This window comes from Thalassospira lucentensis (genome assembly GCF_032921865.1).
In the GTDB taxonomy this organism is placed as follows: Bacteria; Pseudomonadota; Alphaproteobacteria; order Rhodospirillales; family Thalassospiraceae; genus Thalassospira; species Thalassospira lucentensis_A.
On record NZ_CP136684.1, the window covers coordinates 4,504,260 to 4,530,194 of the forward strand.

Sequence of the window (25,935 nt, forward strand, 5' to 3'; positions counted from 1 at the left end):
TTTCGCAATACGCCTTACTGATTGTGCACCCGCCGGATCAGCAAGGCCAGACGTTCGATGCCATCGCGAATGCGATCGGCCTTTTCCGTCGCGAAGCTGAGGCGCGCTGTATTACGGCCCGTGTGGTCACAGAAAAAGGCCTGACCGGGGACGAAGGCGACCTTGGCGTCGTGCAGGGCCTGTTCCAGCAACTGGCGACTATCGATATTTTCCGGCAGGGTCAGCCAGATGAACATCCCGCCTTCGGGTCTTGTATAGGACACGGTTTCGGGCATGAATTCGTCAAGGGCGGCCAGCATCGTATCGCGTTTGGCGCGATAGGCATCGCGGGTGGTATCCAGATGCCCCGGAAACAGTTTGCGTGCCGCACGCAGGGCGACTTCCTGATTGATGGTCGACACATGCAGATCGCCGGCCTGCTTCATCAGAACCAACCGTTCGATCACCGGACGCGGCGCACAGACCCACCCGATCCTAAGGGCTGGCACCAGCGTTTTGGAAAATGTGCCAAGCTGAATGACGGTTCCGGCCTGCGGATCGCCGTTGGTTTCATCAAGGGCAAGCAACGATGGCAAAACATCGCCTTCGTAGGACAGCTTGCAATAGGCCGCGTCTTCAAGAATGACCGCACCATATTTACGCGCAACTTCAAGCACCGCAAGACGCCGATCAAGACTATAGGACCGCCCGGTCGGGTTCTGAAAATCCGGCGCCAGATAGGCAATGCGCACACCACGTTCAAAGACAGCTTCGAGTTCGGCAATCACCGGGCCATCCTCATCCATATTCATCCCGACATAGGTCGGACGACGCATGGAAAAGGCCTGCATCGCGCCAAGGTAGCTTGGTTTTTCCACGACGATTTCACGCCCTGGTTCCAGTAGCAGACGGGCAAGCATATCAAGCCCCTGCTGCGCGCCACAGGTAATCAGGATGTTATCAATCCCGCGCACCGCCCCGCTGGCGGCCAGATCATCGGCAATCCATTGACGAAGCGCGGGCAGGCCTTCGCTGATGGAATATTGCAGGCTTTTGCGACCGGCAACCTCGTCGGTCGTCAGATCGCCATAGATGGCATTGAAATCGGCCAGCGGGAAAAGCGATGGATCAGGCACGCCCCCGGCAAAGGAAATGATTTCCGGCCGGTCGGCCACTTTAAGCAAATCACGGATTTCGGAAGCGGTAAGCGCACGGGCATCACGAACGATCAGGTCATTCCATTGGACAGTCATGGGGCTTCTCTTTAGGTCAGTGTTGTTGCCATTATTTGGTAAGAAAGACTGACCTAAATCAAGTTTATTTTTCTAAGGATGTTAATTTTGAAATAAAATTACCTTTGCGCTTTTTACTCGCCCGCATGTAATTCCGTTTCCATCCCCCGATCCCGCACCACCTGCCGGGCGTTTTTTGGCACCATAAACCCAATAATCAATCAACAATGTCAAAACGTCCCAAAGGTTATCATGACCGAATATGCAAAGTTTCAGCCCTGGCTCGACTGGCTTGATCAGCGTTTCGACAAAACGCTTGATCGCCTGAAATCGTGGTCGGCGATCAATAGTGGCACGGGCAATATCAACGGTCTTGACCGGATGCGTGACGCCATTCTGGATGCCTTTGCCGAACTTGACGCCACAACCTCCGTCATCGACCTGCCCGATGGCGAAGCAGTCGCCGCGGACGGCAGCATCGCGCCCGTGTGCTATGGCAAGCTTTTGCATTTTTCCAAACGGCCACAGGCCCCGGTTCGGGTTTTGCTGTGCATTCATTATGACACGGTCTTTGCCATCGACAGTGCCTTTCAAACCCCGCGCCTGATCGATGAAAACACCTTGAATGGGCCGGGTGTTGCCGATGCCAAAGGCGGCATCCTGACGATCCTCAATGCCTTAAGCGCACTGGAACGAAGCCCGTTTGCGGGTGGCATCGGCTGGGACGTGATCCTGAACCCGGATGAAGAAACCGGCTCCATCGGATCAGCCCCGTTTCTGGCAGAGCGCGCCCGTACCGCCGATTTCGGCATGTTGTATGAACCGGCACTGGAAGACGGCACCCTTGCCGGGGCACGCAAGGGATCAGGCAACTTTTCCGTCCGGATCAAGGGGCGCGCCGCCCACGCGGGGCGCGAATTCCATTCCGGGCGCAGTGCGATGGTCGCGGCCAGTGACTGCGTCATGCGCCTTGATCAGCTTAACGGCAAGGTTGGCGAGGCCACATTCAATATTGGCAAGATCGATGGCGGCGGGCCGGTCAATGTCGTGCCCGATAGCGCCGTGGTACGCTTTAACGTTCGGGTTTCAAACCATGACGAACGCCATCAGGCAGAAAATGAAATTGCCGATGTCATTGCCGCGATCAATCAGCGTGACGGCATCACGGCCGAACTGCATGGCCAGTTTGGCCGCGCGCCAAAACCAATGGCTGGCAGGACCAGGGCGCTTTTTGAATGGGTGCGCGAGCTCGGTCATGACCTTGATCTGGACATCTCATGGAAGGCAACGGGGGGCTGTTGCGATGGCAACAATCTGGCCGAGGCCGGATTACCCAATATCGATACCCTTGGGGTACGCGGTGGCCTGATCCATTCCGATCAGGAATTTGTGAAGCTCGACAGTTTGATCGAACGGGCAAAGCTTTCGGCCCTGATCCTGATGAAAGCCGGTTCAGGCGATCTACCCGACGCATTGAAAAAGACGGAGATATAAAATCATGATGCGTGTCCGCCCCGCCCGTATGAGCGACCTTGACCGGCTGGTTGATCTGGCATCCTCGGCCAGCAAGGGTCTGACCACCCTTCCGGCCAATCGTGACGTGCTTGAAGCCCGCATCACTGAAAGCATCGAGGCCTTCGGGGCAGATATCGACGGCCCCGGTGGTGAAAGCTATTTCATGGTTCTCGAAGATACCGCCAATGGCAAGGTCGCAGGCACCTGCGCGATCTATGCCGGGGTCGGGTTATCAAAGGCCTTCTATAACTACAAAATCCTGAAACTGACGCAATATTCGCATGAACTGAATGTCACGGTGACGTCACGCCTGCTGACCCTTGTGAACGATTATCAGGGTGCTACCGAGGTGGGCACACTTTACCTTGACCCGGACTATCGCAAGGACGGCAACGGGCAGCTTCTGGCGCGGTCGAGATACCTGTTGATGGGGTGCTTCAAGGAACGGTTTTCGAAAATGGTCATGGCCGAAATGCGCGGCTGGCAGGATGAAAACGGCAAATCACCGCTATGGGAAGCCTTGGGATCGCATTTCTTCAATATCCCGTTCCCCGATGCCGATTACATTTCGGGGATTGGCAATAACCAGTTCATTGCCGACCTGATGCCGAAATATCCGATCTATATCGAAATGCTGCCCAAGGCAGCACAGGATGTGATCGGCAAAACCCATGATGAAACGCGCCCGGCACTGAACCTTTTGAAAAAGGAAGGTTTCCGGTTTTCAAATGCGGTCGATATTTTTGATGGCGGACCCTGCGTTGATGTCCGGCTTGATGACATCCGCACCATCCGTCATTCCAAAATCGCTACCATCCGCAAAATTGTTGATCGCAGCCCGTCTATGGAACGCCACCTTGCCTGCACGCTGGAACTTCGCGGCTATCAGGCAAGCTGGCTTTATATGACGGTCGTGAATGGTACGCATGTCGATCTGGATCGTGACCAGGCCGAAATTCTTGGGCTGCACGCTGGCGATCAGATCCGTTTTGTCACCGATTAAACCGCAGGAGCAGGCATCATGATGACCCAGAAATCAAATCCCGCCCTGTTCATCAATGGCACATGGCAAACCGGCAATGGCAAAGCGTTTCACGCCGAGAACCCGGCCAATGGCAATATCATCTGGCAGGGTAATTCCGCCAGCCCCGATGATGTTATCGCTGCGATCATAGCGGCACGAAATGCCTTTCCGGCATGGGCAAAACGCGACCTGAATGAACGGATCGAAATCCTTGAACGGTTTGCCGGGTTGCTCAATGATCACAAGGACACACTGGCACGCACCATCAGCCTTGATGCCGGAAAGCCGCATTGGGAGGCCCTGACCGAAATCGGCGCAATGGCTGGCAAGATCGCGATTTCGATCAAGGCCTATCATGATCGCACCGGCACCCGCCACGGCGATGCGCCGGGCGGCGGACAGGCGATCTTGCGCCATAAACCCCATGGGGTGGTTGCGGTCTTTGGTCCCTATAACTTTCCCGGCCACCTGCCGAACGGCCATATCGTCCCGGCCCTTCTGGCGGGCAATTGCGTGGTGTTCAAGCCATCCGAACTGACCCCGCTCGTCGCCGGGGAAACCGTAAAGCTTTGGCAACAGGCCGGATTGCCCGACGGAGTTTTGAATCTTGTGCAGGGCGAACGCGATACCGGTATTGCCTTGGCGCAGCATCCTGGTATTGACGGACTGTTCTTTACCGGCAGTGTTCCGACCGGACGCCATTTGCATCATGCCTTTGCCGGGCAGATGGACAAAATCCTGGCCCTGGAGCTTGGCGGGAATAATCCGCTTGTGATATGGGACGCCGCCGATCTCGATGCCGTCGCCCATCATACCGTCATGTCGGCCTTTATCACGGCGGGGCAGCGTTGCACCTGTGCGCGCCGCCTGATCGTGCCATCCGGCGCAAGGGGCGATGCAATGATCACCGCGATCAATGATTATTGCGACAGGCTGATCGTTGGCGCACCGGATGATGATCCCGAACCCTTTATGGGGCCTGTGATTTCCAACCGGGCGGCCGATGGCCTTATCGCGGCACAGGCGAAACTTGTTGCCGATGGGGCCAAAATCATCCGCGAAATGACGCGTCCCGATCCTGCCCGCCCGTTCCTGACACCAGGTCTGATTGACGTGACCGATGTAAAGGATCGCGCGGACGAGGAACTGTTTGGCCCGCTCCTGCAAATCATCCGGGTCGATCACTTTGACGATGCGATCCGTGAAGCCAACAATACCCGTTTTGGCCTTGCCGCCGGGTTGCTGTGCGATGACGCCAGACTTTGGCAACGCTTCATCCATGAAAGCCGCGCCGGGATCGTCAACTGGAACAAGCAACTGACCGGCGCATCAAGTGCCGCCCCGTTTGGCGGCATTGGTGAAAGTGGCAACCACCGCCCATCCGCCTATTACGCTGCCGATTATTGCGCATGGCCGGTCGCAACCCTTCAGACCGACAAACTGGTCGCCCCCGATGCCGCCCCCAAAGGAGTACGCCCATGACCCGATACGCCATCGAAGCCAATTTTGACGGTCTGGTCGGCCCGACGCATAATTATGCCGGGTTAAGCTTTGGCAATGTCGCATCAACCAGCAACGCCAGCACCCTTTCCAACCCGAAAGCCGCAGCCCTTCAGGGCCTGACCAAGATGAAGGCCCTGCATGACATGGGCTTTGTGCAGGGCGTGCTGCCGCCTCATGAACGCCCGCATATAAAGACTCTGCGCGATGTTTTCGGCTTTGGCGGATCGGATGGCGATGTTCTGGCCTCGGCCTGGAAAACCAATCCGAACCTTGTTCTCGCGGCATCATCGGCATCCCCGATGTGGACGGCCAACGCCGCAACCGTTTCGCCCAGCGGTGATACCGATGATGGCAAGGTGCATTTCACCCCGGCCAATCTGTGCGCGATGTTCCACCGATCCATCGAACATCCGGTGACGGGTCGTGCACTTGCCGCGACATTCGCCAATCCCGATCATTTTACCCATCATCCCGCCCTGCCCGGCACGGATCATATGGGGGACGAGGGCGCGGCCAACCATACCCGTTTTTGTGGCGAACATGGTTTGCATGGGGTCGAATTTTTCGTTTATGGCCGTCACGCTTTTGATCCGGGTAAAACCCGGCCAAACCGTTATCCGGCGCGCCAGACGTTCGAAGCCAGCAGCGCGATAGCACGCCATCATGGCCTATCGGAAAACGGTGTCGTCTATGCGCAGCAGAACCCGGACCTGATTGATGCCGGGGTCTTTCATAATGACGTGATTTCGGTCGGCAATGCCAATGTGCTGTTCCATTACGAGGACGCCTTTGTCGACACGCCCGCCGTCATCAACGACATCCGGCGCAAGATGGACGGCATTGCCGATTTCACCAGCATTGAAGTGCCCAAAAGTGCGGTGCCGCTTTCCGACGTGATCAAAAGCTACCTGTTCAATTCACAGCTTTTGCGCCTACCGGAAAATGGTCAGATGATGCTGATCCTGCCGACCGAAGCCGAAGAAACCATATCGGTCCGCGATTACCTTTATGACCTGATCGGCAAGGGCAATACGCCAATCAGACAGATCAAGTTTTTCGACCTGCGCCAAAGCATGCGCAATGGCGGTGGCCCTGCCTGCTTGCGGCTGCGCGTCGCCCTGACCGAGGAAGAACTTGCCGCCACTAACCAACAAAGCCTGATTGACGATCAACGCTTTGCCGAACTGACAGGCTGGGTCGAAAAACATTATCGCGACCGGCTAAGCGCTGATGATTTCCGCGATCCAACGCTTCTGAACGAAGTCCGGACAGCGCTTGATGAGCTGACGCAACTTCTTGACCTTGGCCCGATTTACGATTTCCAGCGATAGAAGAAATAGCGAAGGTGCAGGCGAGTGCGCTTTCGCTATTTCAATTCGCCCAGTGTTACGACCATTTCCTGCTCGTTTTCGCGGCCTTCGCTGCCCGATACCCCGGCCCTGAAAACCAGAAGATCAATGCCGCCTTCTGCTTCCGACTTCACCTCTACGGTGAATTTGACGGTGACTTCGATCACTGAGCTGCTCAGATCACCGACAGTAGGATCATTGGCGATCCGAAAACTCGGCGGCAAAAATACTACCCCCGCAAGACCATCGCCAACACCCAGCATGCTGCTGACAATTGCATCGGCAACCGGATGTTGTTCAAGCGCGGCAGTTACATCTTTGCGGGTTGCCGTTTGGCATATCTCGACTAGATCACCATCGGTAAGCCTTGCCGCATCATCTGCCTGCAAGGTTATTTTGTAAATTCGACTGGCAACGGTACTCCGTTCCCCCGAGAGATTTGCCGAAACCGGTACAAAGCTAAATGCCCCACCGGCTTCGCCACCGACGGTGGATGATTTGGCTGTCGCCAGTGTTACTTTTGCATTTAATGGCCTGCGTCCATGCCACGGCAAATCGTCCGCCTGACAGATATCTGCAATTCTTAAAATGTTTTCGGCAATCTGCAACGACACCCGCAATTCTTTAAGCACATCCGAAACAGCTTTCTGTTCCATTGTGTTTTTGACAACCGGAACAGAAAGCTGGCCGATAGGGGCTCCCGCCGTGCAACCAGAAAGAAAGGCGACCATCCCCAGGATCAAAAATTTTCTCATCTTCCCCTCGTCAACCCTCAACTCTTGATTGTTTTTATCATAAAATCAGATGGCGAAGACAAACCGTTTTCTGAAATCAGCATTCTTCACCGTCGGGAAGTGCTGCTTCGAAATTTAATACCGGACCAACCATGGCAGAATAACCGGAATAACAAGCTTCACGCCCCACACAAAGTCCGGGAGACTCGCCATGTCGACCCTCTATGATACCGAACTCCTTAAAAGATCGGATGCGGCCAATATCCTGCATCCGGCATCCGTGGTTGCCGATGTGTCAAACAACGGCCCGGCCCGCATTTTTGTCGATGGCAAGGGCGCGTTCATTACCGATACCGACGGCAACAGGATGCTGGACGGGGTTGGCGGACTTTGGTGCATGAATATCGGCTATGGCCGGACCGAGATCGGCGATGCGATGAAGGCCGCATCCGATCAGATGGGCTATTTTCATACCTTTGCCGGGGCATCCAACCCGGCCCAGATCGAACTGGCCGAAAAGCTGGTGGCAAAAATGCCCGATCACATCACCAAGGTGTTCTTTGGCAGTTCCGGGTCGGATGCCAACGATACATTGATGAAGATCGTCTGGTATTATAACGGGCTTCGCGGCAAACCGGAAAAACGCAAGATCATCGCCCGCAAACAGGCCTATCACGGCACCACCATTGCCACCGCCAGCCTGACCGGGCTTGCATCATTTCATCGCAATTTCGGCCTGCCGATCCCTGAAGTCAAACACACGTCGCTTCCGCATTATTACCGCGAAGCCAAACCGGGCGAGAGCGAGGAACAGTTTTCGGCCCGGCTGGCAAACGAGCTTGAAGACCTGATCATCGCCGAAGGCCCGGAAACGGTCGGTGCCTTCATTACCGAACCGATCATGGGCGCTGGTGGTGTCATCACCCCGCCAAAGGGCTATTTCAAAGCCGTTCAGGCGGTTCTGAAAAAGCACGATATCCTGTTCATCTGTGACGAGGTTGTTTGCGGTTATGGCCGCACCGGACATTGGTTTGGTCATCAGCTTTATGACATTCGCCCCGATATGATCGCCACCGCCAAGGGCCTGACCAGCGGCTATTTCCCGATGTCGGCAGCCTTTATCAGCGATGATATCTGGAAAGTCCTGCGTGACGGGTCGGCAACACTCGGCGCATTTGCCCATGGCTTCACCTATTCCGGCCATCCGGTCGGGGCGGCCGTGGCACTGGCGAACCTTGCAATCATCGAAGGTGAAAATCTGGTCGCGAATTCGGCGAAAACCGGAGCCTATCTGCATGCGCGGCTTAACGACACCTTTGGCCATCATGCCCATATCGGCGAAGTGCGCGGTGTCGGCCTGCTGGGTGCCTTGCAACTGATGGCGGACCGCGACACCAGAACCGGGTTCGATCTGAAACACAAGATCGCCGCGCGCTGTGCGGCGGCGATTGGTAATCATGGTGTAATTGTCCGCCCGCTTCCAACCGCAGACAGCCTGGCATTTTCCCCGCCCCTGACGCTAAGCCGGGACGAAGCCGACCAAATGGTCGATGCGATCAAAAAGGGCATTGATCAGGTGATGGGCGAACTGAGTACCGATGAACGCAAGGGCATTGCGGCCTGATTTTCGCCCCCCCAAATCCTACCCCACTTGCCCGACCGGAATACTGGTCGGGCCGTTTTTTTATGTGTAAGGTGGCGCAAACAAGATAACGGCGACCCCGATGATCAAGATCGACGAGATCAACCTTAAAATCCTGCGCGCCCTTCAGGCCAATGCAAAGCTGACCAATCTCGCCCTTTCAAAGCTGGTGGGACTAAGCCCGAGCCCGTGCCTTGACCGGGTCAAAAAGCTTGAAAAGGAAGCGGTGGTCAAACGCTATCGCGCGGTACTTGATATCGAAAAAATCTGCCCGCATGTCCGGGTCTTTGCCGAAGTCACCTTAACCGGCAAGACCGCCGCCGATTACAAACGCTTTGCCGATGCGGCCAAAACCATCCCCGAAGTCGTTGCCGCCTACCGGATTTCAGGACCGTATGATTATATGCTGTGCCTCGTTTGTCGCGATGTGCAGCATTATCATTCCCTGTCCGAAGACATGATCCACGGCAATCTTGGCATCACCAAATTCATCGGCCATGTCGCTTTGGCCCAGACCAAGGCATTCAAAGGCTATCCGGTTTGACGTCCGGGCTTCATCGACCACAAAGAAAACACCCAAAGAACATATTTCCTTTGTACTAGAAAATATGTGGTTATCTTTTTTGTGTGATTTGGATAGATCGCGCTTGCATCAAAGCCGTTTCCATATTACCCATCAAAGCAACGTGAAATATATTTATAAACACAAATTTTGTGTTGATTGATCGGCAGGAACGAGAATGCAGCCTAATCTGACCCATCTCCGCCAGCTTGAGGCCGAGAGTATTCACATTATCCGCGAAGTTGCGGCGTCGTTCGAACGGCCGGTGATGCTTTATTCCATCGGCAAGGATTCGTCGGTTTTGCTGCATCTGGCGCGCAAGGCATTTTACCCGGCCCCGCCGCCCTTCCCGTTGATGCATGTCGATACCACGTGGAAATTCCGCGAAATGATCGAATTTCGCGACAAGGTGGCGGCGGAATATGGCTTTGAGCTGATTGTTCACATCAATCAGGAAGGTGTGGAACAGGGCATTGGTCCCTTCACCCATGGATCGAGCCTGCATACCGACGTCATGAAAACCCAATCGCTGAAACAGGCGCTGAACAAATACAAGTTCGATGCAGCCTTTGGCGGTGCGCGCCGGGATGAGGAAAAAGCACGCGCGAAAGAACGCGTATTTTCGTTCCGCACCGAAACCCATCGCTGGGATCCGAAAAACCAGCGCCCGGAACTTTGGGATATATACAACGCACGGATCAACAAGGGCGAAAGCATTCGCGCCTTCCCGATATCGAACTGGACCGAGCTTGATATCTGGCAATATATCTATCTCGAACAGATCCCGATTGTGCCGCTGTATTATTCGGCCAAACGCCCGGTTGTTGAACGTGACGGCATGCTGATCATGGTTGATGACGACCGCATGCCGCTTAATCCGGGTGAAAAACCGGAAATGAAATCGGTGCGTTTCAGAACGCTTGGCTGCTATCCGCTGACCGGTGCGGTTAAGTCCGAAGCCGCCACCCTGCCCGACATTATCCAGGAAATGCTGCTGACCCGTTCAAGCGAACGTCAGGGGCGCATGATCGACCATGATCAGGCCGGTTCAATGGAAAAGAAAAAGCAGGAAGGCTACTTCTGATGTCACACAAATCCGATCTGATTGCCGATGACATTCTCGGCTACCTGAAAGCCCAGGAAGAAAAAAGCCTGCTGCGTTTCATCACGTGTGGCAGCGTTGATGATGGCAAATCGACCCTGATTGGCCGTCTGCTTTGGGATTCCAAACTGATCTTCGAGGATCAGCTTGCGGCCCTTGAATCTGATAGCCGCAAGGTCGGCACCCAGAATGGCGAAATTGATTTCGCCCTGCTGCTTGACGGGCTTCAGGCCGAACGCGAACAGGGCATCACGATTGATGTCGCCTATCGGTTCTTCTCGACCGACAAGCGCAAATTCATCGTCGCCGATACCCCCGGCCACGAACAATATACCCGTAACATGGCAACCGGCGCCTCAACCGCCGATGTCGCCGTGATCCTGATTGATGCCCGCAAAGGCATCCTGACACAGACACGCCGCCACAGCTTCATCACGTCGTTGCTGGGGATCAAGCATGTGGTGCTGGCAGTGAACAAGATGGACCTGATCGACTATGATCAGGCCAAGTTCGACACCATTGTTGCGGACTATAAAGAATTCGCCAAAGACCTTGGCTATAGCTCGATCACGCCAATCCCGTTATCGGCCCTTCGCGGCGATAACATGATCGAAGCCAGCCCGAACACCCCGTGGTACGAAGGCCCGACGCTGCTCGCGCATCTTGAAACCGTTCAGGTCGAACAGGATGCGATTGAAAAGCCGTTCCGTCTTCCGGTTCAGTGGGTCAACCGCCCGAACCTTGATTTCCGTGGCTTTTCCGGCACCATCGCGTCGGGCATTATCAAGCCGGGCGATCCGATTGCCGTCACCGCATCGGGTCAGACCAGCAAGGTCAAGGAAATCGTCACCTTTGACGGCAACCTTGATCAGGCCTTTGCCGGTCAGGCCGTCACCCTGACGCTTGAAGATGAAATCGACATTTCGCGCGGCGATGTTCTGGCCCGCCCGGATGAACGCCCGGAATTTGCCGACCAGTTCGAAGCCCGTATCATCTGGATGCACGAAGATCATCTTCTGCCCGGCCGCCCCTATATCATCAAGATGGGTGCACAGGTCACCAACGCGCAGATCAGCGACCTGAAATACAAGGTCAATGTCAACACGCTGGAACATATTGCCGGCAAGACGCTGGAACTGAACGAAGTCGGCATTGCCAATATCGCAACCGACAAGGCACTGGCCTTTGATCCCTATGATGACAACCGCCATTCGGGCCGGTTCATCATCATCGACCGTTATTCCAACGCCACCGTTGGCGCAGGCATGGTCAACCATTCGCTTCGCCGTGCGACCAACGTCAAATGGCAGGAAATGGACATCAACAAAAAGTCGCGTGCCTATCAGAAAGGTCAGCAATCGGCCGTTCTGTGGTTCACGGGTCTTTCGGGTGCCGGTAAATCGACCATCGCCAACCTGGTCGAGAAAAAACTGCATGCCATGGGCAAGCACACCTACACCCTTGATGGCGACAATGTCCGTCACGGATTGAACAAGGACCTTGGCTTTACCGATGCCGACCGGGTGGAAAACATCCGCCGCGTCGGTGAAACCGCCAAGCTGTTTGTCGATGCCGGGATCATCACGCTGGTATCCTTCATCTCGCCGTTCAAAAGCGAACGCCAGTTTGCGCGTAACCTTGTCGAAGATGGCGAGTTCATCGAGGTCTTTATCGACACCCCGATTGAAGTCTGCGAACAGCGCGACGTGAAAGGCCTTTATAAAAAGGCCCGCGAAGGCAAGATCGCCAACTTCACCGGGATCGACAGCCCCTATGAAGCACCGGAAAACGCCGAGATCACGGTCAATACATCCGATCAGACCGCCGAACAGGCAGCAGAGGTCATCGTTGCCAAGCTCGAAGAGTTCGGTGTTCTGGGTGCGTGGTATCCGGAAATCTGATCATCTGACGTCCATAATTCAAATGCAAAACCCGATGCTCCTGACATCGGGTTTTGTTTTGGCGCAATGACTTGGACCGTTCCTGACATTTCCTGGATTGATGATGCTTGACTCCTGTTTCATCCTGACCACATAAAAAGAACAAATCAGGAACAAATATCATGTCGGACAGACGTCTTCATCTTGCCCGTGCCGCGTTGCAACGGGCCGAAAAACAGTGGAAGGGACAGGTCACCTGTCTGCCCGGCGGTGCGGACAGGGTTATTCGCCGTGCCTTTGGCGGGGTCGATCTTGCACATCACATCAGCATAGGCGGAATTGCCCCGGTTGGCCTGCATGAAATCATCTGCGGCCATGATGATACCGGCGCATCTGTTCTGGCATGGTATCTGGCGCGGCTTTCCATCGGGGATCAAACAGGCAAAAGCCTGTTCTGGATCCGGCAAAGGCGCGCGATTGATCAGGGCGGGCTTTACCCGCTTGCGCTGCCAGAGACGGACATGCCGGTCATGATGGCGGTTGACCAGCAGGCCACCGCCCTTTGGACCTGCGAGGAAGCGGCAAAATCCGGACAGATCGCCAGCATCATAGTCGAAACCACGGATTATGACCTGACAGCAGCACGCCGCCTGCAACTGGCCTGCGAAGCCGGGCACACCCGCCTGATTGCGATCCGACATATGCGGTCCGATGGCAAAACCATCGCATCCAGTGCGCATACACGCTGGCGGATAACACCGGATGCACCGGCACATTCAACAACAGGCAACCGACACATACTCAGCCTGATCGGGGGACGCGGGGTTCGACCGGGCAGTTGGAGAATGCAAATTGATGCAACAACGTTTTCTTTATCTGTGGCTGACGCATTGGAAAACAGACTGCCACCGGATCGATATGCCGAAAACCGGGGATGACAGCCCCAAACCGGAACCGGTCGTGATAACACGCGCCGATCACAAGGGCGTTCTTGTCTGCGGCAGTGACAAGGCAGCACAATCACGCGGACTTGCACCGGGCATGCGCCTTGCCGAAGCACGCAGCATATACCCGGCTTTGCGCGACCTTCCCGAACAGCCCGATCTTTATGAACGCCATCTGGCCCGCTTGATCCGGGCGATGGACCGATACAGCCCGTGGGTTGCCCGCGACCGGTTCCTGCAGGAAGCCGGTCAGGACGGCCCCATGGATGGGGGCGATGCCGGATTGTGGCTTGAAATTACCGGCGGCAGTCATCTTTTTGGCGGGGAAAGCGCCCTTCTGGAATTGGTTCTGCGCGATGTGAAATCACGCGGCTATGACTGCCGTGCCGCCATTTCCGATACGGCAGGTGCGGCATGGGGGGCGGCACGATGCCACCCTGCCCCGGCTGAACAACGGATTTTAAGCCTGCCACGCGATCACGATATTGCCGCCGGTTTTCCGATCTCCGCCCTACGTCTGCCCGAACAGACACGGGTCACCCTGTTTCGGCTGGGGCTGAAACATCTGGGCGACATCACCCCGATGCCGCGCGCCAATATCACCACACGTCTGGGGCAGGAAGTTTTGCAACGGCTGGACCAGTTTTATGGTCGCCTGCCCGAACATCTGAATTTCAATCTGCCAGATCGGCCATGGCTGATCCGGCGCAGCTTTGGCGAACCGCTGGGCGATGCGGCCAATCTGGCAATTGCCGTTGAAAGCATGATCACGGAACTATGTGATAATCTGGCGCAGGAAAATCTTGGCCTGCGTCGGATCATCCTGCGCTGTGTGCGGGTTGATGGGCATACCCATACCATCACACTTGGCACCGGAAGCCCGTGCCAGTCCGCCCCGCATGTCTTGCGATTGCTGTCTGAAAAAATGCCCGGTGTCGATACCGGTTTTGGCATCGAACAGGTGATTGTCTATGCCCCGTGGGTCGAACATGTGGCCTTTCGCCAGTCGCGCCTTGATCAGCAACAGGAAGAAACCACCGACCAGATTGCCCTTGCCCAGTTGATCGACCGAATTTCCCATCATCTGGGTCCCCGCGACATGCTGTTTCATCCCGGCCACCACGCAAGCCATTTGCCTGAACGGGCTTCTGTGCGACAGGCCGTTAACGCCCGGACATATCCGGCCAGACGCACCGACATGACATTACCCAAACGCCCGGTGCGCCTGATCGACCCACCCGAACCGGTCGAAATCCTTGCGCGCGACACCAATGGCACGCCAAGCCGCCTGCGCTGGCGCAAAATGGCGGTCGATATCATCCATGCCGAGGGACCCGAACGGATTTGTCCGGAATGGTGGCAATGCCTTGATCAGGATGAATATGCCCTATCCCCGAAAACGCGGGATTATTTCCGCATCCGTGATCAGGCAGGCCGGTTGTTATGGGCCTTTCGGACCGGCACAACCGGGCAGGATATCTGGTCCATCCATGGATTATTCGGGGACTGACATGACCGATTTCCCCCTTCAGCAATCGGCACCTGCCTATGCCGAATTACAGGTCAGCAGCAATTTTTCCTTCCTGCGCGGTGCCTCCCACGCCGAAGAACTGGTTCTTATGGCCGCGACCAAAGGATTGCATGCCATTGCGATAACCGACTGTAACACCTTGGCCGGGGTCGTGCGTGGCCACACGGCACATCAGCCCCACAGGGACCGGCTGAATTATATTGTCGGCTGTCGGCTTGATCCCGTCGATGGTCCGTCGCTGTTATGTTACCCGACGAAACGCACCGCCTATGCCAGGTTATGCCGGTTACTGACCCTTGGCAAACGCCGTGCGCCAAAGGGCGAATGCGAAATTTATCTGGCGGATATCATAAGTCACGCCGACGGATTGCTCTTTATCGCGGTTCCGCCACAGGTCCCCGATGACACCTTTCGCACGCAGTTGATCGCCCTTAAACGCCACTTATCAGGCCGTTTGTGGCTTGCCATCGGGCGGTTCATGGACGGGTTTGATAGCGAACGGCTGGCCTTTACCGAGGCGGTCGAGGCAGAACTTGCCATCCCCGCAGTTGTCACCAATGACGTTCATATGCATGTCCGGTCGCGCAAACCGTTGCAGGATGTCCTGACCTGCATCCGCCATCATTGCCGGATCGAGGATGCCGGATATCGGCTGTTTCCCAATGGTGAACGCCATATCAAAAGCCCGCAGGACATGGCGAAACTTTTCCCGACCCATCCCGAATGGCTGGCCCGTACGATTGAAATCGCCGATCAATGCCGGTTTTCCCTATCCGAATTACGCTATGAATATCCCGATGAAAATGACGGATCGGGCGAAGGCACACAGGAACGCCTGACCCGCCTGACATGGGAAGGTGCTCATAAACGCTATCCCGACGGCATCCCCGACAAGGTCCGGGGCTTGATCGAAGCAGAACTTAAACTGATCGACGAACTCGGCTATGCCCCCTATTTCCTGACCGTGCATGACATTGTCGCCTTTGCCAGATCACAAAACATTCTGTGTCAGGGACGCGGATCGGCGGCCAATTCATCGGTCTGTTTCTGCCTGCATGTCACATCGGTCGACCCGGCCAAGGTGGAACTTTTGTTTTCGCGCTTCATCAGCAACGCGCGGAACGAGCCACCCGACATCGATGTTGATTTTGAACATGAACGTCGCGAAGAGGTGATCCAGCATATCTATCAACGTTATGGCCGAGACCGCGCCGGATTGACCGCAACCGTAATTTCATACCGGTCGCGAAGTGCGATCCGCGATGTTGGCAAGGTGTTCGGCCTGCCCGAAGATACCATTGTCAAACTGACCAAAACCATCTGGGGCTCGGGCAGCAAGGGGGCCCATGATGAAATGATGCGCCAGTCGGGCATTCATCCCGATGAACCGCGTCTGAAAGCCGTTCTTGATCTGGCCGGCGAACTGACCGGGTTCCCGCGTCATCTGTCGCAGCATGTTGGCGGCTTTGTCATCACCCGTGGCCCATTATGCGAATTGTCCCCGATTGCCAATGCCGCGATGGAGGACCGCACCACCATCGAATGGGACAAGGACGATATCGATGCGCTGGGTATCCTTAAGGTCGATGTGCTTGCCCTTGGAATGCTAAGCTGCATTCGCAAGGCATTCGATGAATTGCGAAACCACAAGAATATCGATCATGATCTGGCAAGCCTGCCCAAGGAAGACGGGCGGGTTTACGACATGCTGGAAAAAGCCGACAGCATCGGCACGTTTCAGGTCGAATCCCGCGCACAAATGAGCATGCTGCCGCGATTAAAACCACGCAGCATCTATGACCTGACCATTCAGGTTGCCATTGTCCGCCCCGGCCCGATCCAGGGCGGCATGGTTCACCCCTTCCTGCAACGGCGCATGGGCCGCGAAAAGGTCGATTACCCGTCAAAGGAACTCGAAGCCGTCCTGAAACGCACCTGTGGCGTGCCGCTGTTTCAGGAACAGGCCATGCAGATCGCCATTGTCGCCGCCGGTTATACCGGCGGTGAAGCCGATGAATTGCGCCGTGCCATGGCAACCTTTCGCCGCACGGGCACGATTGGCGCGCATCGCGACAAATTCATCAATGGCATGCTGAAAAACGGATATGATGCCGAGTTTGCCGAACGCTGCTTCAAACAGATCGAAGGCTTCGCCGATTACGGTTTCCCCGAAAGCCATGCGGCCAGTTTTGCCATCCTTGCCTATGCGTCATCATGGCTTAAATGCCATCATCCCGATGTGTTTTTATGCGCCCTTCTGAACGCACAACCAATGGGGTTTTATGCCCCGGCGCAACTGGTTGCGGATGCCAAAAATCATGGTGTCCGGGTGCTGGAAATCGATATCAATCACAGCTTCTGGGACAACCATCTGGAACGGGAACTGGGCCGCGCCAGCGGTCATCTTTCCGTCCGGCTGGGCTTTCGCCAGATCAAGGGGTTCGGGCAGTTCGATGCCCTATCCCTGATATCAAACCGCCCGGTCGGCGGGTTTCAGGATATCTTTCTGATGGCACGCCAGACCGGGTTATCGCCCGCCGCCCTTGAAAAACTGGCTGAGGCCGATGCGTTTGGCTCCCTTGGCCTGTCCCGGCGCGAAGCATTGTGGGCGGTCCGCCGGTTTGGCAAGGGGCGCAAGGCCCCGGCGGCCCTGCCCCTGTTTGAAGCAGCCCAGAATTTCAACCACAATATGGGCGTTTCCGCCGAATTCGGGCCCGAGGCCCCGGTCAATCTGCCAATCATGGGACCAGGCGAAGAAATCATCGAGGATTACGCAAGCCTGCGGCTGTCGCTTAAGGGGCACCCGGTATCGATGCTGCGCGATGCCCTGTCCGCAGCCGGGGTTTGCAAATCGACCGATCTGGTCAATTTCAAGAATAACGAACGGATCAACCATGCCGGTCTTGCCATTGTTCGCCAGCGCCCCGGCACCTCGTCCGGCGTGGTTTTCATAACGCTTGAGGATGAAACGGGCATCACCAATCTTGTGGTTTGGAGCAAGGTGATGGAACAGTTCCGCCGCGAGGTCATGACCGCAACCGTCCTTGGCGTATCAGGCAAGCTTCAGCGTGAAGACGGTGTCACCCACATCATCGCTGATAAACTTGTCGATCTGTCAGGAATGCTGCAAAGCCTGACGGATAACACCCGCATTGCGCGCGCCAATAACACCCATCCCCGCAATCTGCGCTGGGCCACACCCGCCGCAGGACCATCCGATCAAACCGGCCCCCTTGCCCAAAACCTTGAACAGCTTGAACAACGTCACGGCAAACAGCAAAACACATCACGCCTTAAGGTCGATAGCCACGATTTCCACTAATCCCTCAAACGAAAACACCCCGGCATTTGCACCGGGGTGTTTTGCAAAAGACCGACATGACCGATCAATCTTTATCAAGGTTCTGCCATGCATCATAGGCGGCAACAACCGTTGCCATCTGCGCGGTATGGGCCGCGATGAAGGCATCGCCATAGATCGTTTCATCGGGATATTCGGTAATCAGGGTCAATGGCACGTCATGACGATCATCAACCGAAATCATGCACGGAAAACCATTGATGATCCGAAAACCGGTTTCACCGGCATGAATGCGATAAAGATCAATCTGTGCCGCGTTGAATGCCAGAAGCCCCGGAATGGCGGCAAGTTTTCGGGTAACCTGATCGATAAAGTTTTCCGCCCGTTCCGACCATTCATCATGATGGCGCATGATCAGGAAGAACCCCTTTGGCAGGGTCCACATGCCAAACCCGCGCGGAACATATCCCGAAAGAGGCCGGGTCCATTCATGACATGGATAGCCATGCAGATTGACATGCAGGCTTGCCCCGCTGATGGCACGCGCCCGCACCCGGATTTCCTTTTCATAAAGGCCATCACCGCTGCGATATTCCATGTCATCGCCAAGCGCTGTATAGCGCGCCGCGTGATGCATATGGGTCGGATTATCAACAATCAGGCGCTGATGAAGGGCATAACCATCCGGGTTTTCCAGCGGTGAAATCGTGAAATGCGCCCCATCGCGTTTTGCCAGCTCCAACGCCCCGCGAAGCGCGCCCGCAACACCTGAAATCTCGTTGGGATGCTGCCCGCCACTGATCATGACCGGCAAATCCGTACCCTTGTGATAGCGCGCATTCAGAATGCGCCCGGACCGCGACGTCGCGTGGAATTCTTCGCCTTTGATCCCGTCAAGCTCGGCGCGGATTTGCGCAACCGTCAACGGGCGGGTGGCGCAATCAATCTGTTGCATCTCACCCGCTGTCTCGTCCTTTGACAGGGGGCGCAATTCAACCGTGACACGGGTCTCGCCATCCCCATCACCAGCACTGGACACCTGACGGATTTCCGGGACAATCTGCCCCGGCTGCAATCCGCGATCGCCCAGCGGACGACCTGATTTGACCTGAAAATATTCCAGCAGCGAGAAATAGAAATCCTCATGCAGGGCTTCATGCAGGCTCAGAACCTCGTGGCCATGGGCGATCTTCTGATCATGCCCGGGCAGCTCGACCGAGATATTCAGTTCTTCGAAATAGGGTTCCTGATCGCCCCAGTCATGATCGGCAATGGCCGACATGGTCCGGGCAAAAAGGGCCTCATATTCGGTTTCAATCCGTTCATCGCGGACAATCTGACCATCGGCATCGGTAATCCGCACCCACCCGGTCGGCGACAGATGGGTTTCATCAACTACATCCTGATGCACACGGTTTGGCGCAAAGACTTCATGACGGGTTTCAACCCCATCTGATCCGCGCAGGATCACATCATAGGTGCAATCACAACGATCCGATGCCTCGAACGTGATCGAGGCTGGCGCAACCAGGGCCGCCAAGGGATAGGTTTCAAGCAGGAAGCGATTATCCGCCGCATTTTCATGACGCGGATAACGCACCGTGATATCGGCAACGCCCGATTTTGCCAGATCAATATCTTCAAGAAAGAAATGCAAAAGAGGCTTATAGGCACTGCGAATGCGGGCCTTGATCCCCTGCTGGGCCAACTTTTCCTCGGCCGCGGCACGGGTTTGGGCATCGTTAAACAGCCATGCCTCGATAAGCTGCCCGGGGCGGGCAGCCTTGACGATTTCATCGATCAGGTTTGGAAGGGTCGGCGCAAAGGTGGTGGCGAAAATCTGTCTCATTTGGACGTCCTGCCTGTGGGATCAAGGCTATCGCGCAACCAGTCGCCCAGAAGGTTCAGGCCAAGCACGGTCAGAAGAATGGCAAGTCCGGGGAAAACCGATACCCACCAGGCATTCTGCAAATAGGTCCGCCCATCCGCCAGCATCCCGCCCCAGCTTGGGATCAGGGGATCAACCCCCAGCCCAAGGAAGGTCAGGCTGCTTTCAAGCAGGATGTTGGTCGCAACATTAAGCGTCATCAGTACGATGACCGGCCCGATCAGGTTCGGCAGAAGATGACGGAACAGGATATGAATATCGCGCACGCCAATCGCCTTGGCCGACTGGATGAATTCCCGATCCCGCAATGACAGAACCGATCCCCGCACCAGACGGGCATATTGCACCCATTGCGCAATGATCAGCAGAATGATCATGTTGGTCAGTCCACCGCCGATAATCGCGATAAAGGTAATCGCCAGCAAAATGAACGGCAATGCCAGCTGCACATCGGCAAAGCGCATCACGATCATGTCCCAGAAACCGCGATAATATCCCGATATCAGGCCCATGATCACACCAATGACAACCGCCCCGGCAACGGAAAGCAAACCCACCTGAAGCGATATTTTGCCCCCCGATACCACACGCGCCAGAACATCACGCCCCAGCGGATCGGTGCCAAAGATATGATCGGCATTGGTAAACGGCGCAATAAGGCGGGCCGAAAGATCAATCTTGTCCGCCCCACCGGGAAACAGCAGATCGGAAAACACGACCAGAAAACAGATGCCACCGGTCAGAACAGCACCCAGAACGAATTCAAGATTTTTAAAGCGCGCAAACCGCGCCTTGGTTGCAGTGGTCGCCATGGGGTTACTCCGTCCGGATACGTGGATCAATCAGGCCATAGGCAATGTCGACAAGCAGGTTCACCCCGACAATCATGATCGACAGAACCGTAATCACGGCCTGCAGAACCGGATAATCACGTGCACCAACGGCATCAAAAGCCAGCGTGCCCATTCCCGGCCAGTTAAACACCAGTTCGACAACAACAATCCCGCCCAGAAGATTGCCGAACTGCAAACCGAAATAGGTCACAAGCGGGATCGCACAATTGCGAAGCGCGTGTTTATAAAGAACGACCTTCTCGCTAAGCCCCTTGGCGCGTGCGACCATAATGTATTGCGACTGAAGGGTTTCCAGCATCGAGGTCCGCACAAGCCGCACATTGGTTGCGGTCAGGATCACCCCCATGGTGATCGCCGGCATGATGAAGTTTTCAATCCCCGTCATGCCACTTGGCGGCAGGAGCCGGAAAGTAATCGACAGCAACAGCACCAGCATGATCGCCAGCCAGAAATTCGGGAATGACAACCCGACCAGCGACAGGATGCGAATGACCTGATCGGGCCATTTGCCACGCGAAATGGCCGCCTTGATCCCCAGCGGGATCGAAATCACGATGGATACGAACATCGATGCAAACGCCAGCATCAGGGTCGCGGGCAACGCATTGCCAATCAGGGCGGAAACCTGCGTTCCACCAAGGAAGGACCGACCGAAATCAAGGCTGAAAAGCCCCAGCATGAAATCGGCATACTGAACAAAAAATGGCTGGTTCAAACCAAGGGATTCACGAATACGTGCAAGGTCTTCCTCGGTGATGCTGCCGGCCCCCTGGCTTAACATCAGCGCCGGGTCACCCGTCAGGCGGATGGCAAACGAGACAATCAATGTCACCGCGACGACCACGAAAATCGCCTGCAAAAGGCGTTTGATCAGAAAACCAGCCAAAACACTTGTCCTTTAAAGAAATAGGCATGAAAGCCGCCCGGCATCTGTCCGGGCGGCTTTCGCTTCACATCAGTCGACAGTCACTTCCGTCAGGCGCAGACGGCTGTCGGGAACCGGGGTGAAATTCTTGACGCGCTTGGAAACCCCAAAGATCGCATTAAGGTTATAAAGCGGCATTTCCAGCGCACGATCGGCCGTGTAATGCGCAATCGACTGCAGGATTTCTTCACGTTTGGCACGATCGGTAATCGCACGCTGGGATTCCAGCAGCTTGTCGAGTTCCGGGTCGCTGTCATACGGGTTCCACTTTTCGCCCGTGTGATACATGGAATAAGCGGTGTTATCATAATCAAGCGTCCAGCCACCCCACGACTGCTGGAACATCGCGCCGGTTTTACCCGCCGGAATGATGTCGTTAAGCAGAACGTTGGTTTCATATGGCTTGATCGTCGCATTCAGGCCAATCACCTGAAGGTAGCTGGCAACGGCCTGGACAACTTCGTTAAAGGTTGCGTCATTGCCGCGAATGTCGATCTGGATTTTCGTGCCCGGTGCAACACCGGCTTCTTTCAGAAGCGCCTGTGCCTTGGCCGGATCATACGGCAACGGTTTCATCGACGGGTCATTGCCAAACGACAATTCACCCTGGAAACTTGCAATCGGCGATGCCTGACCACCAAGGATCGAGTCAATGATCGCCTGACGATCCACACCGTAAATCATCGCCTTACGGACTTTTTCATCCGCCGTGATGCCGTTGCCGGTGTTAAAGCGAAGCGCATAAACCGTCGGGCTTACGGTGGTGACGATATCGATATTTTCGTCTTCCTGAATGGTCGGGATCATGCCGATCGGAATGGTCGGCGGAATGACAAGGTCAACGTTCCCGGCCTGAAGTTCCGCAACCGCGGTCGACGGTTCACTGATGAAGCGATACTTGATGGTCGAAAGTTTCGGCGCACCGCCCCAATGATCAGCATAGGCTTCAAGCGTCAGACCAACTTTCGGCTCATAGGAAACCATTTTGAACGGACCGGTGCCGATCGGATGGGCGTTAAAATAATCTTCGCCTTTTTCCGCGATATATTTCGGCGGAACAATCATCGCACCATAACCGGCAAGCTTGGTCAGAAGCACCGGATCCGGCTGGATCAGATGCATGTCGACGGTGTTTTCGTCAATAACTTCGACCGATTTGATCGCAGCATAGTTTGACCGCTGCGGTCCCTTTTTGCCTTCATCACCCATCAGGCGATCAAAGGTGAATTTGACCGCTTCGGCATTGAACGGTTCGCCATTCTGGAAAGTCACGCCTTCGCGCAGATGGAAACGGATGCGCGTGCCGCCATCAAATTCTTCCCATGATGACGCAAGCCCCGGAACCAGTTTGGCATCCGGCCCGCGATAGGTCAGACCGTCATAAATATTGGTCGCAACCGACGACCAGTTGACCAGAAACGTATCAACCGGGTCCCAGCTACCGGGGTCCTGTGGTGATGAAATGGTCAAGGTGCCTTCGGCATATGCCGGCGCAGTTGCCATCAGGCCGCCCGCAAAGGCAAGAGCCATCAGCGCACTGCGCATTCCCTGTTTTTTCGTCATGTTATTTTTTCTCCGTTGTTGGTGGCTTGGCGCGAGGAGAGACAAGGCTTGCGACCCAAGGGCCGCTTAACGTGCGTCGGCCACAAAGTGACCGGGCGCAATTTCACGATGGGCAAGAATGGCCGGTTCATCACCGACCCGGCGGATCGGGCTTGGAATTTCACCATCCATCAGGATGCGGTCGCGCACGATTGTGGGGTCGGCGACCGGCACGGCACTCAGAAGCCGCTGGGTATAGGGATGGGTTGGCGTTTCAAGAACCTGCTGGCGCGATCCAAGTTCGGCAACCTGACCAAGGTAAAGCACGGCGACCCGGTGGCTCATTTTTTCGACCACCGCCATGTCATGGCTGATGAACAGATAGGCAAGCCCGTGTTCTTCCTGAAGTTCCATGAACAGATTGATGATCTGTGCCTGGATCGACACATCAAGCGCCGAAAGCGCTTCGTCGGCGATGATCAGCTTGGGATTGGATGCCAGTGCGCGCGCGATACAGATACGCTGGCGCTGACCGCCGGAAAATTCATGCGGATAACGATTGGCATGGGCCGATGTCAGGCCGACCCGTTCCAGCAACTGGTCAACGCGTGCGGCAATCTGTTTTTCGCCCTCAATCAGGCGGTGCGTGCGGATCGGCTCGGCAATCGAAAACCCGATTTTCTTGCGCGGATCAAGGGACGCAAACGGATCCTGAAAGATATACTGGATTTCCTGACGCAGGCGCTGCTGTTCGCCTTTACCCATTGCACTAAATGCGCGGCCTTCGAAACTGATATTGCCCGCCGTTGCCTTCTGCAATTGCTGGATCGTTCGGCCGATGGTCGATTTGCCCGATCCGGACTCTCCGACAAGGGCAAGCGTTTCACCACGATAAATATCAAAACTGACATTCTCGACAGCGTGAACCCGGTGGGACACCCCGCCAAACAGGCCTTTTTTGATATCAAAGCGCGTCACCAGATCACGCACTGACAATAACGGGGCCTCGTCGTAACGTGCTGTGTTCTGGATATGCTCCGTCCCGACCAGGCGCGGCGTATCGCCATCCATCATCGTCACCGGGAACCGTTTGGGGAATGCTTCGCCCGTCATGCTGCCCAGTTTGGGCACCGCGGACAACAGGGTTTGGGTATAGGGATGGGCAGGATTGGCAAAAATATCGGCAACCGTACCTTCTTCAACCTTTTTGCCCTTCCACATGACGACAACATCATCGGCAACTTCGGCAACGACCCCCATGTCATGGGTGATGAAAATCACTGCCATGCCAAGTTCCTGTTGCAGGTCGCGGATAATGGTCAAAATTTGCGCCTGAATGGTCACGTCAAGGGCCGTTGTCGGTTCATCCGCAATCAGGACTTTGGGCCGACAGGCAAGCGCCATGGCAATCATGACGCGCTGGCGCATCCCGCCCGAAAGCTGATGGGGATACCGCCCCAGAAGTTCCTGCGCATCGGGCAGCCGCACCATATCAAGCAACCGTTTGCTTTCAACAAGCGCATCGGGCTTCGACATGCCTTCATGCAGCATCAGGGATTCCGCAATCTGATCACCGATGGTGAAAACCGGGTTCAGCGACGTCATCGGCTCCTGAAAAATCATCGCGATGTCTTTACCGCGAATGCGGCGCATCTGTTTTTGCGACAGTGCCAGCAGATCTTCATCGCGATCTTTTGACGTAAACCGGATACGCCCCGATGCATAGGATGCGCCCATCATATCGGCCAGACGCATGATCGACATCGATGTCACCGACTTGCCCGATCCGGACTCCCCGACAATTGCCAATGTCCTTCCGGGTTTCACGGCAAAACTCAGATTTTCGATGACCCGGCTGTCGCCGAACTCAACGGACAAATCTTCGACGGACAGGATCGGAACAGAAACAGAATCAGTCACGCAAACATCCTCGGCAATGTAAGGCGGATGCGCGGGTGGCGCGCACCGGTCAAACCGGTGTCAGTGCTGCAAGACGTGATTGGCGCCAGATCGGGTTTCTCGTCCGGCACGGTGGGGGCCGTGGCCTTCTGACGATGCGTAACGGAAAGTTGTAACGCGGTCCCTCTTAACGACGATTGCCAACAACCCTGATACCGAATTCATGGTTTTTTATTTTGTATACAAACCTCATCATTTATTCGACAAATTGTCAACGAATTGAATTTAACTAAATTCAATTCGGTTTGAATGCCCTGTCGCCGCATAATCCACCGCACAGCCCGGACGCATTAAAGGTTTGTTTCAAAACCATAATTTCGCAACGCAGCATTTCCCTCCATGTCACGGGTAATCCAACACACCCTGCAACCCAAAGACGAACGCATCACGACACTTTCGTAACACGCCCAAAAACTCCTCATGACCCGACCTCAAACCACCCTTCCCTTTGCCAAACCGGACCAGTTTT

General features: G+C 55.5%; 18 protein-coding genes. 11 read left to right on the forward strand and 7 right to left on the reverse strand.

The window, feature by feature from the left end:
- Positions 1-14: 14 nt before the first annotated feature.
- Positions 15-1,232: a PLP-dependent aminotransferase family protein gene (locus R1T41_RS21690; RefSeq protein ID WP_317339218.1), complete on the reverse strand. Its 1,218-nt coding sequence runs from the start codon at positions 1,230-1,232 to the stop codon at positions 15-17.
- A gap of 231 nt (positions 1,233-1,463) precedes the next feature.
- On the opposite strand from R1T41_RS21690, the gene R1T41_RS21695 reads away from it, so the two are divergent.
- From R1T41_RS21695 to astB, 4 genes are read left to right on the forward strand one after another with little or no spacing between them, the layout of a single operon-like run.
- Positions 1,464-2,705 carry a hydrolase gene (locus R1T41_RS21695; protein WP_317339220.1) on the forward strand — a complete coding sequence of 414 codons (1,242 nt, stop codon included), beginning with the start codon at positions 1,464-1,466 and terminating at the stop codon, positions 2,703-2,705.
- A gap of 4 nt (positions 2,706-2,709) precedes the next feature.
- Positions 2,710-3,729: an arginine N-succinyltransferase gene (locus tag R1T41_RS21700; protein ID WP_317339222.1), complete on the forward strand. Its 1,020-nt coding sequence runs from the start codon at positions 2,710-2,712 to the stop codon at positions 3,727-3,729.
- Between the two features lie 18 nt (positions 3,730-3,747).
- A complete protein-coding gene (astD, locus tag R1T41_RS21705) occupies positions 3,748-5,232 on the forward strand; it encodes a succinylglutamate-semialdehyde dehydrogenase (protein ID WP_317339224.1) in 1,485 nt (494 codons plus the stop codon).
- Positions 5,229-6,584 carry an N-succinylarginine dihydrolase gene (astB, locus tag R1T41_RS21710; RefSeq protein WP_317339226.1) on the forward strand — a complete coding sequence of 452 codons (1,356 nt, stop codon included), beginning with the start codon at positions 5,229-5,231 and terminating at the stop codon, positions 6,582-6,584. Before astD ends, astB begins: the two co-directional genes overlap by 4 nt.
- A 35-nt stretch (positions 6,585-6,619) precedes the next feature.
- Here the strand turns inward: astB and R1T41_RS21715 are convergent, their stop codons facing one another.
- Positions 6,620-7,258 (reverse strand): hypothetical protein, encoded by a 639-nt coding sequence (locus R1T41_RS21715; protein ID WP_317339228.1) that lies wholly within the window; start codon positions 7,256-7,258, stop codon positions 6,620-6,622.
- A gap of 289 nt (positions 7,259-7,547) precedes the next feature.
- Between R1T41_RS21715 and R1T41_RS21720 the strand changes: the two genes are divergently transcribed.
- The 7 genes from R1T41_RS21720 to R1T41_RS21750 all read left to right on the forward strand — a co-directional run bounded on the left by R1T41_RS21720 (position 7,548) and on the right by R1T41_RS21750 (position 18,319).
- Positions 7,548-8,960: an aminotransferase gene (locus R1T41_RS21720; RefSeq protein WP_317339229.1), complete on the forward strand. Its 1,413-nt coding sequence runs from the start codon at positions 7,548-7,550 to the stop codon at positions 8,958-8,960.
- Positions 8,961-9,060: 100 nt separating this feature from the next.
- The gene (locus R1T41_RS21725) at positions 9,061-9,522 is read left to right on the forward strand and encodes an Lrp/AsnC family transcriptional regulator (RefSeq protein WP_062951983.1); all 462 of its coding nucleotides are present in this window, start codon (positions 9,061-9,063) and stop codon (positions 9,520-9,522) included.
- A 196-nt stretch (positions 9,523-9,718) separates the two neighbouring features.
- The gene (gene cysD, locus R1T41_RS21730) at positions 9,719-10,624 is read left to right on the forward strand and encodes a sulfate adenylyltransferase subunit CysD (RefSeq protein WP_317339230.1); all 906 of its coding nucleotides are present in this window, start codon (positions 9,719-9,721) and stop codon (positions 10,622-10,624) included.
- A complete protein-coding gene (gene cysN, locus R1T41_RS21735; protein ID WP_317339232.1) occupies positions 10,624-12,543 on the forward strand; it encodes a sulfate adenylyltransferase subunit CysN in 1,920 nt (639 codons plus the stop codon). The genes cysD and cysN overlap by 1 nt, the downstream gene beginning before the upstream one ends.
- A gap of 161 nt (positions 12,544-12,704) precedes the next feature.
- Positions 12,705-13,460, forward strand: a complete 756-nt coding sequence (locus R1T41_RS21740) for a protein ImuA (RefSeq protein ID WP_317339234.1) — start codon at positions 12,705-12,707, stop codon at positions 13,458-13,460.
- A complete protein-coding gene (locus R1T41_RS21745; RefSeq protein ID WP_317339236.1) occupies positions 13,378-14,976 on the forward strand; it encodes a DNA polymerase Y family protein in 1,599 nt (532 codons plus the stop codon). The genes R1T41_RS21740 and R1T41_RS21745 overlap by 83 nt, the downstream gene beginning before the upstream one ends.
- A 1-nt stretch (position 14,977) precedes the next feature.
- A complete protein-coding gene (locus R1T41_RS21750) occupies positions 14,978-18,319 on the forward strand; it encodes an error-prone DNA polymerase (RefSeq protein ID WP_317339237.1) in 3,342 nt (1,113 codons plus the stop codon).
- Positions 18,320-18,383: 64 nt separating this feature from the next.
- Here R1T41_RS21750 and R1T41_RS21755 read toward each other — a convergent pair whose 3' ends face one another.
- The 5 genes from R1T41_RS21755 to R1T41_RS21775 all read right to left on the reverse strand — a co-directional run bounded on the left by R1T41_RS21755 (position 18,384) and on the right by R1T41_RS21775 (position 25,427).
- The gene (locus R1T41_RS21755; protein ID WP_317339239.1) at positions 18,384-20,147 is read right to left on the reverse strand and encodes a M14 family metallopeptidase; all 1,764 of its coding nucleotides are present in this window, start codon (positions 20,145-20,147) and stop codon (positions 18,384-18,386) included.
- Complete coding sequence (locus tag R1T41_RS21760; RefSeq protein WP_007091389.1) at positions 20,144-20,998, reverse strand: ABC transporter permease; 855 nt, start codon at positions 20,996-20,998, stop codon at positions 20,144-20,146. Before R1T41_RS21760 ends, R1T41_RS21755 begins: the two co-directional genes overlap by 4 nt.
- A gap of 4 nt (positions 20,999-21,002) precedes the next feature.
- The gene (locus tag R1T41_RS21765) at positions 21,003-21,926 is read right to left on the reverse strand and encodes an ABC transporter permease (protein ID WP_247795092.1); all 924 of its coding nucleotides are present in this window, start codon (positions 21,924-21,926) and stop codon (positions 21,003-21,005) included.
- Between the two features lie 69 nt (positions 21,927-21,995).
- Complete coding sequence (locus R1T41_RS21770; protein ID WP_317339243.1) at positions 21,996-23,528, reverse strand: ABC transporter substrate-binding protein; 1,533 nt, start codon at positions 23,526-23,528, stop codon at positions 21,996-21,998.
- 66 nt (positions 23,529-23,594) lie between these two features.
- Positions 23,595-25,427, reverse strand: coding sequence for a dipeptide ABC transporter ATP-binding protein (locus R1T41_RS21775; protein WP_062959586.1), 1,833 nt, complete (start codon positions 25,425-25,427; stop codon positions 23,595-23,597).
- Positions 25,428-25,935: the final 508 nt, after the last annotated feature.

Bases quoted from the DNA above. Each gene is read 5' to 3' on its own strand.
- R1T41_RS21740 (WP_317339234.1), top strand. From the start codon at position 12,705: ATGTCGGACAGACGTCTTCATCTTGCCCGTGCCGCGTTGCAACGGGCC.
- R1T41_RS21700 (WP_317339222.1), top strand. From the start codon at position 2,710: ATGATGCGTGTCCGCCCCGCCCGTATGAGCGACCTTGACCGGCTGGTT.
- R1T41_RS21745 (WP_317339236.1), top strand. From the start codon at position 13,378: ATGCAACAACGTTTTCTTTATCTGTGGCTGACGCATTGGAAAACAGAC.
- R1T41_RS21725 (WP_062951983.1), top strand. From the start codon at position 9,061: ATGATCAAGATCGACGAGATCAACCTTAAAATCCTGCGCGCCCTTCAG.
- R1T41_RS21750 (WP_317339237.1), top strand. From the start codon at position 14,978: ATGACCGATTTCCCCCTTCAGCAATCGGCACCTGCCTATGCCGAATTA.
- R1T41_RS21760 (WP_007091389.1), bottom strand. From the start codon at position 20,998: ATGGCGACCACTGCAACCAAGGCGCGGTTTGCGCGCTTTAAAAATCTT.
- cysN (WP_317339232.1), top strand. From the start codon at position 10,624: ATGTCACACAAATCCGATCTGATTGCCGATGACATTCTCGGCTACCTG.
- R1T41_RS21695 (WP_317339220.1), top strand. From the start codon at position 1,464: ATGACCGAATATGCAAAGTTTCAGCCCTGGCTCGACTGGCTTGATCAG.
- R1T41_RS21690 (WP_317339218.1), bottom strand. From the start codon at position 1,232: ATGACTGTCCAATGGAATGACCTGATCGTTCGTGATGCCCGTGCGCTT.
- R1T41_RS21770 (WP_317339243.1), bottom strand. From the start codon at position 23,528: ATGACGAAAAAACAGGGAATGCGCAGTGCGCTGATGGCTCTTGCCTTT.
- R1T41_RS21720 (WP_317339229.1), top strand. From the start codon at position 7,548: ATGTCGACCCTCTATGATACCGAACTCCTTAAAAGATCGGATGCGGCC.
- R1T41_RS21755 (WP_317339239.1), bottom strand. From the start codon at position 20,147: ATGAGACAGATTTTCGCCACCACCTTTGCGCCGACCCTTCCAAACCTG.
- R1T41_RS21715 (WP_317339228.1), bottom strand. From the start codon at position 7,258: ATGGAACAGAAAGCTGTTTCGGATGTGCTTAAAGAATTGCGGGTGTCG.
- astD (WP_317339224.1), top strand. From the start codon at position 3,748: ATGATGACCCAGAAATCAAATCCCGCCCTGTTCATCAATGGCACATGG.
- cysD (WP_317339230.1), top strand. From the start codon at position 9,719: ATGCAGCCTAATCTGACCCATCTCCGCCAGCTTGAGGCCGAGAGTATT.
- astB (WP_317339226.1), top strand. From the start codon at position 5,229: ATGACCCGATACGCCATCGAAGCCAATTTTGACGGTCTGGTCGGCCCG.